The 15,985-nt window shown below is 69.2% G+C and carries 12 protein-coding genes; 5 read left to right on the top strand and 7 right to left on the bottom strand.

All coding sequences use genetic code 11. The annotated features are described in order from the left end of the window. Positions 1-38 precede the first annotated feature (38 nt). Positions 39-425, top strand: coding sequence for a DUF805 domain-containing protein (locus HEP75_RS15005; RefSeq protein ID WP_185813489.1), 387 nt, complete (start codon positions 39-41; stop codon positions 423-425). A gap of 188 nt (positions 426-613) precedes the next feature. Next, entirely contained in the window at positions 614-1,225 is a 612-nt protein-coding gene (locus tag HEP75_RS15000; protein ID WP_185824059.1) for a hypothetical protein, read from the top strand. Positions 1,226-1,385: 160 nt separating this feature from the next. On the opposite strand, the gene HEP75_RS14995 is transcribed toward HEP75_RS15000, so the two are convergent. From HEP75_RS14995 to HEP75_RS14970, 6 genes are all read right to left on the bottom strand, one after another. Beyond that, positions 1,386-2,690, bottom strand: coding sequence for a jacalin-like lectin (locus HEP75_RS14995; protein WP_185824058.1), 1,305 nt, complete (start codon positions 2,688-2,690; stop codon positions 1,386-1,388). 131 nt (positions 2,691-2,821) lie between these two features. Continuing rightward, the gene (locus tag HEP75_RS14990; RefSeq protein WP_185824057.1) at positions 2,822-4,126 is read right to left on the bottom strand and encodes a histidine-type phosphatase; all 1,305 of its coding nucleotides are present in this window, start codon (positions 4,124-4,126) and stop codon (positions 2,822-2,824) included. Between the two features lie 151 nt (positions 4,127-4,277). Beyond that, positions 4,278-7,172 carry a TonB-dependent receptor gene (locus tag HEP75_RS14985; protein ID WP_185824056.1) on the bottom strand — a complete coding sequence of 965 codons (2,895 nt, stop codon included), beginning with the start codon at positions 7,170-7,172 and terminating at the stop codon, positions 4,278-4,280. 355 nt (positions 7,173-7,527) lie between these two features. Beyond that, on the bottom strand, positions 7,528-8,538 hold the full coding sequence (locus HEP75_RS14980; protein ID WP_185826621.1) for a FecR domain-containing protein: 1,011 nt from the start codon (positions 8,536-8,538) through the stop codon (positions 7,528-7,530). A 65-nt stretch (positions 8,539-8,603) separates the two neighbouring features. Next, complete coding sequence (locus HEP75_RS14975; RefSeq protein WP_179570823.1) at positions 8,604-9,128, bottom strand: RNA polymerase sigma factor; 525 nt, start codon at positions 9,126-9,128, stop codon at positions 8,604-8,606. A gap of 223 nt (positions 9,129-9,351) precedes the next feature. Beyond that, a complete protein-coding gene (locus HEP75_RS14970; protein WP_185824055.1) occupies positions 9,352-11,076 on the bottom strand; it encodes an IlvD/Edd family dehydratase in 1,725 nt (574 codons plus the stop codon). A gap of 174 nt (positions 11,077-11,250) precedes the next feature. Between HEP75_RS14970 and HEP75_RS14965 the strand changes: the two genes are divergently transcribed. After that, positions 11,251-12,048: an SDR family oxidoreductase gene (locus HEP75_RS14965; protein WP_185824054.1), complete on the top strand. Its 798-nt coding sequence runs from the start codon at positions 11,251-11,253 to the stop codon at positions 12,046-12,048. A 269-nt stretch (positions 12,049-12,317) separates the two neighbouring features. Here HEP75_RS14965 and HEP75_RS14960 read toward each other — a convergent pair whose 3' ends face one another. Then, a complete protein-coding gene (locus HEP75_RS14960) occupies positions 12,318-13,319 on the bottom strand; it encodes a LysR substrate-binding domain-containing protein (RefSeq protein ID WP_185826620.1) in 1,002 nt (333 codons plus the stop codon). 151 nt (positions 13,320-13,470) lie between these two features. On the opposite strand from HEP75_RS14960, the gene araD1 reads away from it, so the two are divergent. Together araD1 and HEP75_RS14950 are read left to right on the top strand one after the other, a co-directional pair. Continuing rightward, on the top strand, positions 13,471-14,478 hold the full coding sequence (gene araD1, locus HEP75_RS14955) for an AraD1 family protein (RefSeq protein ID WP_185824053.1): 1,008 nt from the start codon (positions 13,471-13,473) through the stop codon (positions 14,476-14,478). A gap of 19 nt (positions 14,479-14,497) precedes the next feature. Continuing rightward, a complete protein-coding gene (locus HEP75_RS14950) occupies positions 14,498-15,937 on the top strand; it encodes an aldehyde dehydrogenase family protein (protein WP_185824052.1) in 1,440 nt (479 codons plus the stop codon). The last annotated feature ends 48 nt before the right edge of the window (positions 15,938-15,985 follow it).

The following is a 15,985-nucleotide window of genomic DNA, read 5'->3' as shown; positions in this document are numbered from 1 at the left end:
GCTGCAGTGAGGCAGCGGTTCGAAAAAAGGGAAACACAATGGAATGGATGTTGATGCCGCTCAAGCGCTACGCGGATTTTTCCGGGCGTTCGCGGCGCAAGGAGTACTGGATGTTCACGCTGTTGAACATCGTGGTGATCACCGTGCTGATGGTGTTGATGGGAATCGGCGGCGGCGTCGGCGGCCAGAACGGCACCAGCATGCTGTCGCTGGTGGCGGTCGTGTTGCTGGGCCTGTATTCGCTCGCCGTGCTGGTGCCGTCGATCGCGGTGCAGGTGCGCCGTTTCCACGATCAGGGCAAGTCCGGCTGGTACGTGCTGCTGGGCCTGATTCCCTGGCTGGGCGGCGTGGTGATCCTGGTCTTCATGTTCATGGAAGGGGTCAAGGGCGCCAACGCCTACGGCCCGGATCCGAAGCAGGCCTGAGCCGCGTCCGATCCTGCAGCGGCCGGGTCCTGCGGCCCGGTCGCTGCTGCCGGATTGGCGCGCATGCGGCGCGCGTGCCATGGTCGGCCCTGCATCCCGCTGCGGCAGCTGCCACGCCTGCTTGCCGCGGCGCCCGGCGCTGCCGGCATTTCGATTGCAACACTCTCTAAAGGACTGGAACGATGCGCATGATCGTGCGACCGCTGCTGCGGATGGGCCTGTACGCCCTGTTGTGCGTGACCGCTGCGGCCGCCGCCGCAGGGCAGCAGACGAAGGATTATCTGACGGTGCCCGGCCCGTTGCAGTTGGCAGGCGCCGCCTACCATCTGGCCTGGAGCAGCCATCCGCGCCCGGATTTCTACAAGCACGAATACGTGCCGCAGGGGCAGAACGTCGAGCGCTACCAGTCGATGCTGATGCTGGATCTGCTGGACGATCGGTCGGCCACGCCCGAGCAACTGATGGGAATCAAGGTGGCCGAACTGGAGCGGCGCAAGGCGACCGATCCGGTGGTGCACTACACCCCGCTGCTCAGCGAATCCAAGGACCAGGCGCTGCTCGACTTCGTGCTGTCGGCCACCGATGCCGAGGGCAACACGATCGTCGAATGGAATGCGTATCGCTACGTGCCCAGCCCCGCCGGCCACGGCGTGTTGATGATCGGCCTGAGCCGCCGCGCTTACGGCGATACCGAGATCCGTGCGTTGTTCGCGCAGCTCAAGGCCGCGCGTGCGCGCGACATCGAGGCGTTGGCGGCGATGCCGGTGCCGGCGCTGAAACTGCGCGCCGAGACGCCATGATCCGGTCGCACGCGCTGTCGCGACCTGTCCGCTACCGGCGTGCTGGCGTTGGCGCCCTGTCGGATGCGCAGCGGCAAACCCCGCGGCCTGGCGAACGGCGCTCGCCGTAACGAGCGCCATTGCCGTTTGCGCGCGGGCGTGTGGCGTCCCGCCGTCCCTGTCAGTTCTTCCGGTACACCACGCCGAGCTTGTCGATCGCGTCGCCGGCGCGGCCGGTGAAGCCGGCGATGTGCCAGCCGCTGGGCGCGGTCAGCGTGTAGGTCTCGCTGGTCTGCTTGCCCACCTGCACGCTGCGGCCGATGCTGGTGCGCAGGCTCAGCGAGAACACGCGGGTCGTGTCGTTGTACTTGCCGACGCTGACGGTGGCCGAGGTCAGCGTCTCGTTGGCGCCCAGCGACAGAGTGGTCGCCTGTCCGCCAGTGCCGCCGTGCGCGAGCAGCTTGCCGGTGTCCAGGATCACGCCGACGTTATCCAGGCGCTCGGCGCCGCGCAGGGTCACGCCGCTGAGCGGACGCGCGCTGGCGCTGTCGGCCAGATCGTTGAACGGCATGCCGTGCGGGCCGCCGAACTGGTCGCTGGTGCGCACGGCGGTGCCGACCGCCCAGCCGAACTGCGCGTACAGCGGGTAGTGGTCGGACAGCGGCTTGCCGGCGCTGTCGTAGAACTTACCCGGATCGAGCTGGTAGCGGTTGGCGACCAGGGTCAGCTGCGGCGCATCGCGGTACAGGATCTTGTCGACCACTTCGCAGGCGTTGGTCGGCGGCGTGCCGCACAGCAGCGGCTCCGCACCGGCGGCCGGTGCGCTGCCCTTGACCAGTTCCACCCACGGATCAGTCAGCCCGTTGGATGCGATCAGCGTGCGGATGTTGTCGTCGGCGCGGGTGTAGCGGGTGTTGGAATCCATCATCACCAGTACCGCGTTGCCGGCCGACCAGGTCTGGATGAACTGCGAGAGCTGGCCGATATTGGCGCGGCGTGCGGACAGGTCGCTGGCTTCAGTGCCGGCATTGGGATGGGCGTTGTACACGTCCAGCAGCACGCCGTCGGCCAGGCGCACGCGCATGTAGCTGAAGCCCTTCGGGGTCAGGCAGTCGGTGCCGTTGCACTGGTTCCATTTGACCCGGGTGAAGTCGCTGAAGGGATAGTTGCTCAGCGTGTTGAGGCCGTCGCCGATCGCGGCGCCGCCGCTGGTCGGGGTGCGGTAGGGATGCGTGTCGCCGGCATACAGGGTGGCGTGGTAGTTGAAGTCCTCCTGCACGTGGACCAGGCCGTACGGCGCCAGTTTCGGCGCCAGCTGCGCGGTGTTGGCGGACGGGTTGCTGCTGGAGATGCCCTCGGGCAGTCCGGCGACGTTGTAGCTGAGCACGTCGAGCACGCCGGTGTCCGATTGCGCGTGCGCCACGCCGGCACAGGCCATGCTCAGTCCGATGCCGAAGCTCACGAGGGTGCGTAGATGCTGGATCATGAATCGCCTCTTGCGGTGGTGGGGAACAGCGGCTGGCGCGATGGCCAGGGAAGCGGCGCGGAATGCGCCAAACGGCGCCGGATGCGCCGATGCGGCAGCCACGTCGTCGGCCAACGGCCGGAGGCATGGCGTCATTCGCTCAGGAACTGTGGGTCGATCGCCGCGCCGATCAGCGTGGCCAGTGTCGGTAATGGGCAGTCGTAGCCCGGCGTGGCGCTGCTGCAGCCGGGAATGAACACCGGCGCTGACGGCGGTGGCGCCTGCAGCGTCAGCGCACGCCGTTCGCGCAGCTGCGCCAGGCTCTGCGCGGTGTAGCGCAGGCGGATCACGCGCTGCCCATCGGCGCGGCGCCAGCGCTCGAACACCAGCGCGCCGCCGGGCACGGTCTGGTCGGGCTGGTAGCCGGGCAACTGCCAGTGCAGATCGAGCATGCCGGCCAGCAGAGTCAGCGTGCCGTCGTGTCCGGACAGCACCACCAGCCGCGCATCGCCGCCGATCGGTGCGATATGCGCGACGCTGTCGCTGCCTTGCTGCAGCGTGGCCAGTACGCGCGCGGCCAGCGGCGAACTGGCCATGCGCGCCACCGTGGGCGCGCGCAGGCGCAGCGCGAACTCGGCCTGGTGCGGGGCGAACGCGCGCAGCAGGCTGGCTTCGTCCAGGCCTTGCCAGCCCAGCGCGGCGAAGTCCTGGCCGTTGGCCCAGCCCATCAGCAGGCTTTCGCTGATGCCGGAGGCGGCCGACGCCGGACCTTCGACGCCGGGAATCCCGTCGTCGGTATCGCTCATCTGCGCGGCCACCGCGTCCAGGCGCTGCTTGCCGGCACCCGCGTCGGCCGGGCACGGCCGCTGCGCGCACTGCAACAGCAACTGCTGCAGCGTGTCGATCGCATCGCGCTGCGCCGCGTTCCAGGCGTCGGCGTCGCCGCCGATGCGGCCGGCGATGGCCGCGCGCATCAGCGCGGCGGCGGCGGGCGTGCGCAAGGCCGGCGCGCCGTCGAACAGCGGATCGGAGGCGCCGTCGGCGACGCTGTGCACAACGTTCGCGCAACCTGGCGTCAGCGTGCTCGCCAACGCCTGCGCCGAGGCGATGGTGCGCTGGGTGCGATTGGCCCAGTAGTAGGCGCTGGCGCAGGCGTCGCCGGCGAACAATCCCTGCGCTGCATAGAGCGCGTGGTAGTAGGCGCCGAACAACTGCTCCAGGCGCGCGCCGTTCTCGGTCAGGTATCCGGCCGGCACGCCGAAGCGCGGCCATGGGTGCGCCGAATAGCGGCCCAGTTGTTCCGGACTGGACATCGCCGAGCGCACGCCATGGCGTTTGAGGATCAGCACTTTTTCCAGGGTGTCCTGCGGCGCTGCGACTGCGGCGTGCGCGGCGGCGAACGGCAGCAGGGCGAGGACGAGCAGCGCGGCGGCGGCGAGGCGAGGGATCAAGGGCATCGGCATGTTCCGAAAGAGGCGGTACGGCAGAGCGCGGTATGCCGCTGGCCGTGGTACCGGCCGGGAAGACGGGTCGGCGGACAGCGCCGCAGTGGGCGCTGTCGCCATCGCGCGCGACGCCGCACCACGGCGGCGATTGCGCGGGCACGGCTCAGAAACGTGCGCGCAGGCCGACCGACCAGGTGCGGCCGTAGTCGGTGTAGCCGCCGAACAGGTGGTCGCCGACGTACTGGCGCTGCACCTCGCCGGTGAGATTGATCGCGTTGACGAACAGCGACAGGTTGTCGTTGACCTTGTAGGCCAGGTTCGCATCCAGGCTGCCGAACTTGTCGCTGTTGAGCGTGGCGACGTTGGCGGTGCCGACCGCGTTGAGGATGTCGTCGCTCCAGCCGTAGCTGACCCGCGCCATCAGCGGTCCCTTCTCGTAGAACAGCACCGCGTTGTAGGTGTTTTTGGCCACTCCTTCCAGGCTGTCGGTGAAGGTGCCGGTGCCGTCGCGGTAGGTCGCCTCGCTGTCGGTCCAGGTGTAGTTGAGCTGCATGCCCAAGCCATCCAGCGGCGCCGGCAGGCCAGCGAACACCTGCTGGTAGGCCACTTCCGCACCCTTGACCTTGGCCTCGCTGCCGTTGGTCTTGGACGACAGCAGATAGGTCTGGCCCTGGTAGTCCAGGTTCGACATCTGGGTCTGGATGAAGCTGGAGATGTCCTTGTAGAACACGCCGCCGGTCAACGCCGAGGTGCCGTCGATGTACCACTCGAAGGTCAAGTCGTACTGCCACGCTTCGAACGGCTTGAGCCCGGGATTGCCGCCGCTGGCGGTGAGGATCTCGCCGCTGGAGTTGAAGGTGAGCTTGGACGACAGGTCGGTGAGGTCGGGGCGGGTGATGACCTTGGCCGCAGAAGTGCGCAGCACCATGTCCTCGCGCACGTCCCAGGCGGCGTTGAACGAGGGCAGTACGTTGTTGTAGCTGCGCTCGAAATGCACCGGCTGCGCGGTGCCGTCGACGTCGGCATGGCCGTCGGTGGTCTGCTCGGTGCGCACCAGGCGCACGCCGAGATTGCCGCGCAGTGCGCGGCCGGCAAGTTCGCTGCCGAAATCGGCCATCGCATAGGCCGAGCCGATCTTTTCCTTCACTTCATAGGAGTTCTGCAGGTCGGCGCTGTTGGGCGTGTTGGTCAGATCCGCGGCGGTCGGCCAGTTGCCCCAGAAGGTGGATTCGACCGGCGCCAGCCATTGCCGCGGCAGGGTGCCGTTGGCGTCGGCGAGCATGTCGTCCACCGGCAGCGCGGTGAAGTTGCCGGCCGGGAAACGCACGCCGGCGATGCTGTTGAGCAGCAGGTCGGCGCGGTCGTAGCTGCGCGAGCGCTGGCGGTATTTGGCGCCGATCTTGAGGTCGCGGAAGAAGTCGCCGTCGAGCGCGCGCTTGGCGTCGAACTGCAGCGCGTCCTCCTTGTCGCGCGCATCGATCTCGCGCCACTCCAGGCGGCGCCCGGCCACGGTGGCCGGGTTGTTCGGATCGAAGCCGTTGGTGAACGCCCAGTCGGGCACGTTGTCGTCGTCGGCCTGCGGCATCTCCACGCGCATCGACAGATTCGTGCCGCTGCGCAGGCGTGTGCGGCGGATCGGGTCCGAATCGTAGCTGTGCGCCTGCGAGTGGAACGCCACCGCGCCCAGCGTCCAGCGATCGCCGCTCCAGGTGCTGGACAGGCGCGCGCTGCGGTTGTCGTCGGTGATGCCGGAGGTCTCGCGCGAGATCTGCACCTGGCCGTTGCGGTAGTCGAAGCCGGTGATGCCGCCGTGCTCGACGCGAATGTTGCTCAGCTTGGCCAGGCTGTCGAAGCCCACGCCCATGCTGTATTCGTCGTAGTGCACGGTCTGTTTGGCGTACAGCAGGTCCAGGTTGGTCTCCCACGCCGCGCTCGGCTTCCACTGCAGCGAGGCGGCCACGCCGGTGCGCTCGCGTTGCTCCAGTTCCAGCGTCGGGCGCAAGCCGGTCGGCGCGTAGTAGGCGCCGGGCGCGCCCGGCACGCCATTGGGGTAGTAGTCCCAGCTCACTTCGTTGACCCGGTCCTGGCGCAGGCTGCGCTGCGCGTAGGCGCCGGAGATCAGCATGCCGAAGCTGCCATCGGCGTTGACCCAGTTGAACAGGCCGGACACGCGCGGATCGTTGGCGTGGGTGCGCTGCGCCTGGCTCGATTCCAGCGACAGGTTGGTCAGGGTCTTGCCCAGTTCCAGCGGGCGGAACGTGCGCACGTTGACGATGCCGCCGATCGCGCCTTCGTCCAGGTCGGCGGTGGGGCTCTTGATCACTTCCAGGCCGGACACCAGTTCGGCGGGCAGCGTGTCGTAGCGGAACTGGCGGCCGGTCTGCCCGGAGGTGCGCACGTTCTCGTTGACCGCCATGGTCTGGCCGTTGAGCGTGGTGACCTGGAAGTTCGGGCCCAGGCCGCGCACGCGCACGTACACGCCTTCGCCGCGGTCGCGCACGATCGACACGCCGGGCACGCGCTGCAGCGCTTCGGCCACGTTCTGCGCCGGCAGCTTGCCGATGTCCTCGGCGGCGATCACGTCGACCACGCTGTCGGCGTAGCGCTTCTCGCGCAATGCGGCGCTGAGGCTGCCGGCGTAGCTGCCGAGGACCTGGATGCGGTCCAATTCCTTCACCGGTGCGTCGGCCGCGGGTGCGGCGGCCGGCATGGCGGCGGCGGACGCGGCCGGCACCGCCTGCGGGGCGTCGCTCGCCGCGCCTGCGGCTTCGATCGTCACCGTGGTCGGGTTGAGATAGCGGTAGCGCAGGCCGGTGCCGTCGAGCAGTTGCCGCAAGGCCTGCTCCGGCGTGGCGCCGGCGCGGGTGCCGCGGGTCTGCGGATCGCCGGCCACGCCCGCGGCATAGACGAATTGCAATCCGCTCTGCCGCGACAGGGTGTTGAGCGCGCGCGCCAGCGGCTGCGCGGGAATCGCATCGACCGCGGCGGGCGTGGTCTGGGCGCCGGCGGTGCCGGCATGCAGGGCGAGGGCGATGGAAAGGAACAGGGTGCGGCGCATCGTCGTTGTCCAGTGGGAGCGGAAGGTGGGGACGCAGCGCCGCCGCGAAGGGCGAAATGCTGCGTTGTACCTGGACTACGAGGATCGACAGCGACGATCGGGCACCGGTTTTCGATGAATTTTCTGTGACACGTGCGAGGAGGCGAGGGCGAGCCGCTGCTTTCTCATCTGGTTGCGCGCGTGCGCGTGCGCGTGCGAGCGAGCGAACGAACGAACGCTCGTGGCATGACTGGATGCGCGCTAGGCGGTGATGCGTGGTGCGCCTGCGGGCGTGGTGCCGCGGCACTCGCGGTTGCGCACCGATCTCGCCATGCGCGCGGGAATCGGTCGCCGCGGTCGGCGACCGAGGCCTCGATTAGCGTGCGACCGGCTGCGGCGCCGCACGGCTGCCGACCCGGATCCCGTCGGCGCTGGCGGTGACGCGCAACGTCGGCTGGTCGGCGAGGAAGGCGCGCAGCGAGGCGATGTCGTCGCCGCGCAGGTTGCCGGTCAGGCGCATCGCACCGGCGGCGGCATCGTCGATCAGCAGGCGGGTGCGGTTGAGCCGGTTGAAATCCTCGGCCACGTTGGCCAGCGGCTCGTCGCGGAACACGATGCGGCGCTGCCACCAGGCATGCATCGCGGCGACGTCCTCGCTGGCCAGTTCGACGGTGCCACTGGCGTCGTCGATGCGCGCGCTCTGCCCGGCGCGCAGATCGGCCAGCATCGGCTGCCGCGGGCGATCGGCGCGCCAGACGTGCACGCGGCCCTCGGCCACCTCGATGCGTGCCTGTTGCCGGTACAGGGCGATATCGAAGGTGGTGCCGATGTCCTCGACCCGCAGCACGCCGGCCAGCACCTGCAACGGGCGCCGATCCGGCGCGACCACGAAGCTGGCCTGGCCATGCAGCAGCTGCAGGCGCCGGCTCCATGGGGTCATGGTCGCGCGCAGGGCGCTTTGCGCATTGAGGTGTACCACGCTGCGGTCGGCCAGCTGCACGCTGCGCTGCTCGCCGTGCGCGGTGCTGTAGGTCTCAGTGCGCGGCCAAGCCCAGCCGGCCAGCACCGCCACACCGCACAGCGCCGCGGCCAGGCCCATGCCCCAGCCGCGCAGGCGCGCACGCCGGTCTTTCGTGTGGGGAATCTGCGGGGCAGGGCGTTGCGGCCGTTGCGGCAGCGGCAGCGCGATCACGTTGCGCGGCGCCGCGTTGGTGTCGGCGCGACGGTCGGCGTCGAGCAGCGCGTCCACGTCCAGGTCCATGCCGCGCATGGCCTCGCCCAGTTCGCCGGCCACGCGCAGCACCGCCATGTATTCGCGCAGGTGCAGCGGCGATGCGGTCAGCCAGTCCATGAGCTGCGCCTGCTGGGTCGCGTCCAGCGCCTGCATGCGTTGCAGGGCATGCCAGTGCGCGGCCTCGGCAGTGGCGCTGCGCGGCGGGAAGGCGGCCTCGTTCACCAGCTTTCTCCGCTCTCGGCCAGCGCCCGCCGGCACGCCGACAGCCCGCGCACCACGTGCTTCTTGACCATGTGCGCGGACACGCCCATGCGTTCGGCGATCTGCTTATAGCTGAGGCCGTCGCGGTACTGCATCACCAGCACCGCACGGGTGCGTTCGGGCAAGCCGGCCAGCAGGGCCTGCAGGCGCTGTTGCCGCTGCTGTCGCTGTGCCGTGTCTTCCACGTCGTCCCCTGCGGCCAGCAATTGCGAAAACTGCTCCATCTCGTCGATGCGCAGCGGCGCCTGCTTGCGCCGCGCGGCCTGTTCGCGCGCCAGGTTCAGCGCCACCGTGTACAGGTAGGCCTCGGGATTGGCGATCGCCTCGCCCTGGTGCTGATGCGCGCGCAGCAGGCGCAGATAGGTTTCCTGCACCATGTCCTCGGCGTCCTCGTTGGCGCCGCGGCGCACGAAGAAGCCGCGCAGCACCGGACCGTGTTCCGCGAACATGCGCGCCCACGCGCGCTTGGGATGTGCCGCCACCGACCTGCCTTGCCCCTTGGATGCGGCGCAGGCTAGAGGCGGTCGATGACGTTTCGGTGACGCGGCGCGTATCCGGTCCTGTGCAGGGCTTTCGTGCAGGACGCCGATTGCATGCGGCCATGGCCGCATTGAATGCCTGGTTGTAGGAGCGGCTTCAGCCGCGACAGGCGTTACCGATAGATCCTGTCGCGGCTGAAGCCGCTCCTACAACAACGGCGCGCCGCTAATGCGAATCGCGCGCCACGTCGGCGCCGCTGCCGCTGACCAGGAAATCCAGGTCCGCGCCCAGGTGCGCCTGCTGCACGTGCTCCACGTACAGCTTGCTCCAGCCGCGCAGCGGCGTCGGCAGCGGGGTCCATTCGCTGCGCCGGCGCAGCAGTTCCTCGTCGCTGACCTCCAGGTGCAGCGAGCGCCCGGGCACGTCCAGTTCGATGATGTCGCCGTCGCGCACCAGCGCCAGGGTGCCGCCGGTGGCGGCCTCGGGCGAGGCGTGCAGGACCACGGTGCCGTAGGCGGTGCCGCTCATGCGCGCATCGGAGATGCGCACCATGTCGGTGACGCCGGCGCGCAGCAGCTTCGGCGGCAGCGGCATGTTGCCGACCTCGGCCATGCCGGGGTAACCGCGCGGGCCGCAGTTCTTCAGCACCATGATGCAGTCGGCGTCGATGTCCAGCGCCTCGTCGTCGATGCGCGCCTTCATGTCCTCGATGCTTTCGAACACCACCGCGCGGCCGCGGTGCCGCAACAGGTGCGGGGATGCCGCGGAAGGCTTGATCACCGCGCCGTCCGGGGCCAGGTTGCCGCGCAGCACGGCGATGCCGGCCTGTTCGCGGAACGGCGTGTCCAGCGCATGGATCACCTCGCGGTTCCAGCACGGCGCGTCGGCCACGTTCTCGCCCAGGGTGCGGCCGTTGACGGTGAGCGCGTCCAGTTCCAGTTCGGCGCCGAGTTCGCGCATCACCGCCGGCAATCCGCCGGCGTAGTAGAAATCTTCCATCAGGTACTGGCCGGACGGTTTCAGGTTGACCAGGCACGGCAGCCGCGATCCCAACTGGTCCCAATCGTCCAGGCTCAGCGGCACGCCCAGGCGCCCGGCGATCGCCAGCAGGTGGATCACCGCATTGGTGGAGCCGCCGATCGCCGCATTGACCTTGATCGCGTTGGCGAACGCGGAGCGGGTCAGCACCTGCGACATGCGCAGGTCGTCCTCGACCATCTGTACGATGCGCCGGCCGCTGAGTCGCGCCAGCCGCGCGCGGCGCGAATCCACCGCCGGGATCGCCGCGTTTTCCGGCAGCGAGATGCCCAGCGCCTCGACCATGCTGGCCATCGTCGAGGCGGTGCCCATGGTCATGCAGCTGCCCTTGGAGCGCTGCATGCAGGCCTCGGCCTCGACGAACTCGTCCTGGCTCAGGGTGCCGGCGCGGACCATCTCCGACATCTGGATCACCCCGGTGCCCGAACCCAGCGGCTGCCCGCGCCAGTTGCCGGACAGCGACGGGCCGCCGGATAAACCGATCGTCGGCAGGTCCACGCTGGCCGCGCCCATCAGCAGCGACGGGGTGGTCTTGTCGCAGCCCATCAGCAGCACCACGCCGTCCAGCGGATTGGCGCGGATCGATTCCTCCACGTCCATGCTGGCCAGATTGCGGAACAGCATGGCGGTGGGCAGCATCTGCGTCTCGCCCAGCGACATCACCGGGAATTCCAGCGGGAAGCCGCCGGCCTCGTAGACGCCGCGTTTGACGTGCTCGGCCAGCTCGCGCAGGTGGCCGTTGCACGGGGTCAGTTCCGACCAGGTGTTGCAGATGCCGATCACGGGGCGCCCGTCGAACATGTCGTGCGGATGGCCGGCGCTCTTGAGCCAGCTGCGGTAGTAGAAACCCTGCTTGCCTTCGCGACCGAACCACGCCTGGCTGCGGCGGACCGGTTTGGTGGGTGAGCCCATGCTGGCGGAATCCTCGAGACCTGATCGGCCCGGATCGGTGCCTGCGCGGCGTCGCCCGGGGTGCTTTACGTCGGCGATGCTAGCGGGCATATTGATACATGAAAAATAACAAATATCTGACTATGGATATTTGTTTTCATATATCAAAATCTCATCCACCTAGAGCGAAACGGCATGGACAACACGGCAAGCGCGGCGTCTCCCGGCACCGGCAACGCAACCTACGGCAGCCTGCACGGGCGCCGGGTCTTCATCACCGGCGGCGGGTCGGGCATCGGCGCGGCGCTGGTCGAGGCCTTCGCCGGGCAGGGCGCGCAGGTCGCCTTCGTCGACGTGGCCGCCGAGGCCAGCGAAGCGTTGGCCGAGCGCCTGGCCGCGGCCGGCCTGGCCAGGCCGTGGTGGCGCCGCTGCGACGTCACCGACGTGGCCGCGCTGCAGGCGGCGCTGGGCGAGGCCGCCGCCGAGCTGGGCGATTTCCATGTGCTGCTCAACAACGTCGGCAGCGACGACCGCCACGCGCTGGACGCGGTGACCCCGGAGTACTGGGAGCGCTGCGTGGCGATCAATCAGCGCGCCGCGTTCTTCGCGATCCAGGCGCTGGTGCCGGGCATGAAGCGGCTCGGTGGCGGTTCGATCGTCAACCTCGGTTCCACCGGCTGGCAGACCAAGACCGGCGGCTATCCGGTCTACGCCACCGCCAAGTCGTCGGTGAACGGGCTGACCCGTGGCCTGGCGCGCGAACTGGGCGCGGCGCGGATCCGGGTCAACGTGCTGACCCCGGGTTGGGTGATGACCGAGCGCCAGGTCACGCTGTGGCTGGACGAGGCCGGCGAGCGCGAACTGGCGCGCAACCAGTGCCTGCCGGACAAGGTGATGCCGGAAGACATCGCGCGCATGGCGCTGTTCCTGGCCTCGGACGAGTCGCGCGCGATCACCGCGCAGGAATTCGTGGTGGATGCGGGCTGGACCTGAGCGGCGGATGCATTGCCGTCGGGTAGGAGGGGCTTCGGCCCCGACGGTGTCCGCAGGCGGAATGTTGACCGCTGCGTTCGGTCGCGGCTGAAGCCGCTCCTACAGGACTTGCGGCGAGCCGGCTGGGTGCACTGTGGGAGGGGCTTCAGCCCCGATGGTGACCGAAGACGGAATGCTTGCCGCTGCGTTCGGTCGCGGCTGAAGCCGCTCCTACAGGGGCTTGCGGCAAGCTGTCTGGGTGCACTGTAGGAGGGGCTTCAGCCCCGACCTCATCCTTCGGTTGGCGCGTCCGCATCCGCCGGTGCCGGCGCTTCCTCTGCCGGCGCGACGTAGCCGTACACCGGCCCGGCCGCGGCCTGCAGCGCCTCCAGCATGATTCGCGCGCCCGGCGACAGCAGCCAGTCGGTGCGGGTGATGATGCCGAACGCGTCCATCCGGCACGACAGTTCCACCGGCACGATCGCCACGCTGCCGTGGTCGGCGAAATGCCTGGCCACGTCCATCGGCACCACCGCCAGGTAGTCGCTTTGGCGCAGCAGCTGCGGCAGCACCACCAACGCCGAGGTCTCCACCACCCGCTTCGGCGGCTCCAGCCCGGCGTTCTGGAACATCAACTCGAAGCGATGGCGCAGCACGCTGCCGTCCGGCGGCACGATCCAGCCGGTCGCGGCCAGTTCGCGCAGCGCCGGTTGCGGCATTGCCAGGATCGGGTGGCCGGGACGGGCGATGGCGCACACCTCTTCCTCGGCCAGCGCCTGGTAGTGCAGGTTGCGCTTGTCGTGGCGCGCGAACAGCCGCGCCACCACGATGTCGAGCTTGTTCTGCGCCAGTTGCTCCAGCAGCACGTCGCTGCCGTCAACGCGCAGCGCCACGCGCAGCAGCGGATGCTGTTCGGTGACCTGGGCCAGCGCGGCCGGCAGCAGGGTCATCGCCGGCCCGGCGATGGCGCCGACGCTGACGCTGCCGAAATAGCCGGCCTTCAGCGCCTCGATCTCGGCGCCGGCCTCGCCCAGGCTGGACAGGGCGATGCGCGCGTGGCGGATCATCGCCTCGCCATACCAGGTCGGGCGCATGCCGCGCGGCAGGCGTTCGAACAGCGGCACCTCCATCATGTCCTCCAGGTCCTTGAGCAGCTTGGACGCGGCCGGCTGCGACATGTTCAAGGTCTCGGCGGCGCGGTGGATGTTGCCTTCCTCCTCGATCGCCAGCAGCAGCATCAGCTGCCGGGTCTTCAGGCGGGCGCGGACGAACCAGGGCGTGGCGGCAGGCATGGCGGCCCAATGCATATGAATGTTCGTATACATTAAGCCAAAAACGATATTTGTTGCATATAGGTCATCCGGCCAGAATAGAACCGCATCCGCGGCACCGGCGGTCTGTGCTGCCGCGCCGCTCTTTCGTATTCCGACAGGCGACCGATTCATGCGATTGATCCAACTGCTCGACGAGTCCGGCATCCCCAGCGTGGGCGCCGTAGAGGCGAACGGCACCCAGGTGCGCCTGCTGCGCGAAGTCGGTTCGACCTATGCGCTGGCCAACGCCGCGCTCGCCGCCGGCCTCGGCCTGGACGACTACGCCACGCATCAGCTCGGCGACATCGTGCTCGACTATGCCGAACTGTTGGCCAACCACCGCGTGCTGTCGCCGCTGACCCACCCGGACCCGGCGCACTGCCGCGTCACCGGCACCGGCCTGACCCACCTGGGCAGCGCCGCCACCCGCGACGCGATGCACCAGAACCTGCAGCAGCAGGCCGACCAGGGCACGCTCACCGATTCGATGAAGATCTTCCAGCTCGGCGTGGAAGGCGGCATCCCGCGCGACGGCCAGCCCGGCGCGCAGCCGGAATGGTTCTACAAGGGCGACGGCAGCATCCTGGTCGCGCCGGGCGCGCCGTTGCCGTCGCCGGACTTCGCGCTGGACGGCGGCGAGGAGCCGGAACTGGTCGGGCTGTACGTGATCGGCGCCGATGGGGTGCCGTACCGGCTCGGCTTCGCGCTCGGCAACGAGTTCTCCGACCACGTCACCGAACGCCAGAACTATCTGTACCTGGCCCATTCCAAGCTGCGCGCCTGCGCGGTGGGGCCGGAGCTGCGCAGCGGCGAACTGCCGCGCGACCTGCGCGGCAGCAGCCGCATCCGCCGCGGCGATGCGGTGATCTGGGAAAAACCCTTCGTCACTGGCGAGGCCAACATGTGCCACTCGCTGGCCAACCTGGAATACCACCACTTCAAGTACGCCGCGCATCGCGTGCCCGGCGACGTGCACCTGCATTTCTTCGGCACCGCCACGCTGAGCTTCGCCGACGGCGTGCAGGCCGAGCCGGGCGACCGCTTCGAGATCGAACTGCCGGAACTGGGCGCGGCGCTGGTCAATCCGCTGCAGCGGGTGTCGGCCGGGTTCGAACTGGGCGGCGTGCGCGCGCTGTAACCGAGCAAGGGAGGACGACATGAGTCAGCGTTTCCAGAGCTATATCGACGGGCAGTGGCTGGCCGGCGGCGACCTCGCGGCGGACGAGAATCCGTCCGACCTGTCCGCGCCGGTCGGCGAGGTCGGCAGCGTCGATGCCGACGCGGTGCGCGGCGCGATCGCCGCGGCCAACGCGGCGCAGGCCAAGTGGGCGGCGAGCACGCCGCAGCAGCGCGCCGACGCGCTGGACTTCGTCGGCAGCGAGATCCTGGCGCGCAAGCAGGAGCTGGGCACGCTGCTGGCGTCCGAAGAAGGCAAGACCCTGCCGGAGAGCATCGGCGAGGCCGCGCGCGCCGGGCAGATCTTCAAGTTCTTCGCCGGCGAGGCGCTGCGCATTCCCGGCGAAAAGCTCGCCTCCACCCGCCCCGGCGTGGACGTGGAGATCACCCGCGAGCCGGTCGGCACGGTCGGTATCATCGCGCCGTGGAATTTCCCGCTGGCGATCCCGGCGTGGAAGATCGCCCCGGCGCTGGCCTACGGCAACACCGTGGTGTTCAAGCCGGCCGAGATCGTGCCCGGCTGTGCCTGGGCGCTGGCCGAAATCCTCAGCCGCGCCGGCCTGCCCAGCGGCGCGTTCAACCTGGTGATCGGCAGCGGCCGCACCGTCGGCCAGGCGCTGGTCGAGGACCCCGGCATCGATGCGTTGAGCTTCACCGGCTCGGTGCCCACCGGCAACCATCTGCTCAAGCAGGCCGCCGCGCGCGGGCTGAAGATCCAGCTGGAAATGGGCGGCAAGAATCCGCTGGTGGTGCTGGCCGATGCCGACCTGGACCTGGCGGTGGAGATCGCGGTCAACGGCGCGTACTTCTCCACCGGCCAGCGTTGCACCGCCTCCAGCCGCTTGATCGTAGAGCGTGCGGTATACGACGAGTTCGTCGCGCGGGTCAGCAAGCGCCTGGCCACGCTGAAGATCGGCCATGCGCTGACCCCCGGCATCGACATCGGCCCGGTCGCCAGCGCCAGCCAGTTCGCGCAGGACCGCGACTACGTGCGTATCGCCCAGAAAGAAGGCGCCGAGCTGGTGTACGGCGGCGAGGCGCTGGAATGCGAGCACCAGGGCCACTACATGCGCCCGGCGCTGATCGCCGCGCAGCCGCAGCACCGCATCGCGCGCGAGGAAGTGTTCGGCCCGGTTGCGGCGGTGATGCCGGCCGACGATTACGAACACGCGCTGGCGCTGGCCAACGATACCGAATTCGGCCTGTGCGCCGGCATCGCCACGCGCTCGCTGAAGCACGCCACGCATTTCAAGCGGCATGCGCAGGCCGGCATGGTGATGGTCAACCTGCCCACCGCCGGGGTCGATCCGCACGTGCCGTTCGGCGGGCGCAAGGCCTCCAGCTACGGCCCGCGCGAGCAGGGCCGCTATGCGGTGGAGTTCTATACGACGGTCAAGACGGCCTATACATTCGCGGGATGAATTGATCGATCCATTCGCGCGCCTGCCTGGGAGGGTGGGCGGCCGCCG

Origin of the sequence: Xanthomonas sp. SI (genome assembly GCF_014236855.1) — a bacterium.
Lineage (GTDB): Bacteria > Pseudomonadota > Gammaproteobacteria > Xanthomonadales > Xanthomonadaceae > Xanthomonas_A.
Note: the sequence above shows the minus strand (reverse complement) of the source record. Positions and strands in the feature narration are given on the sequence as shown.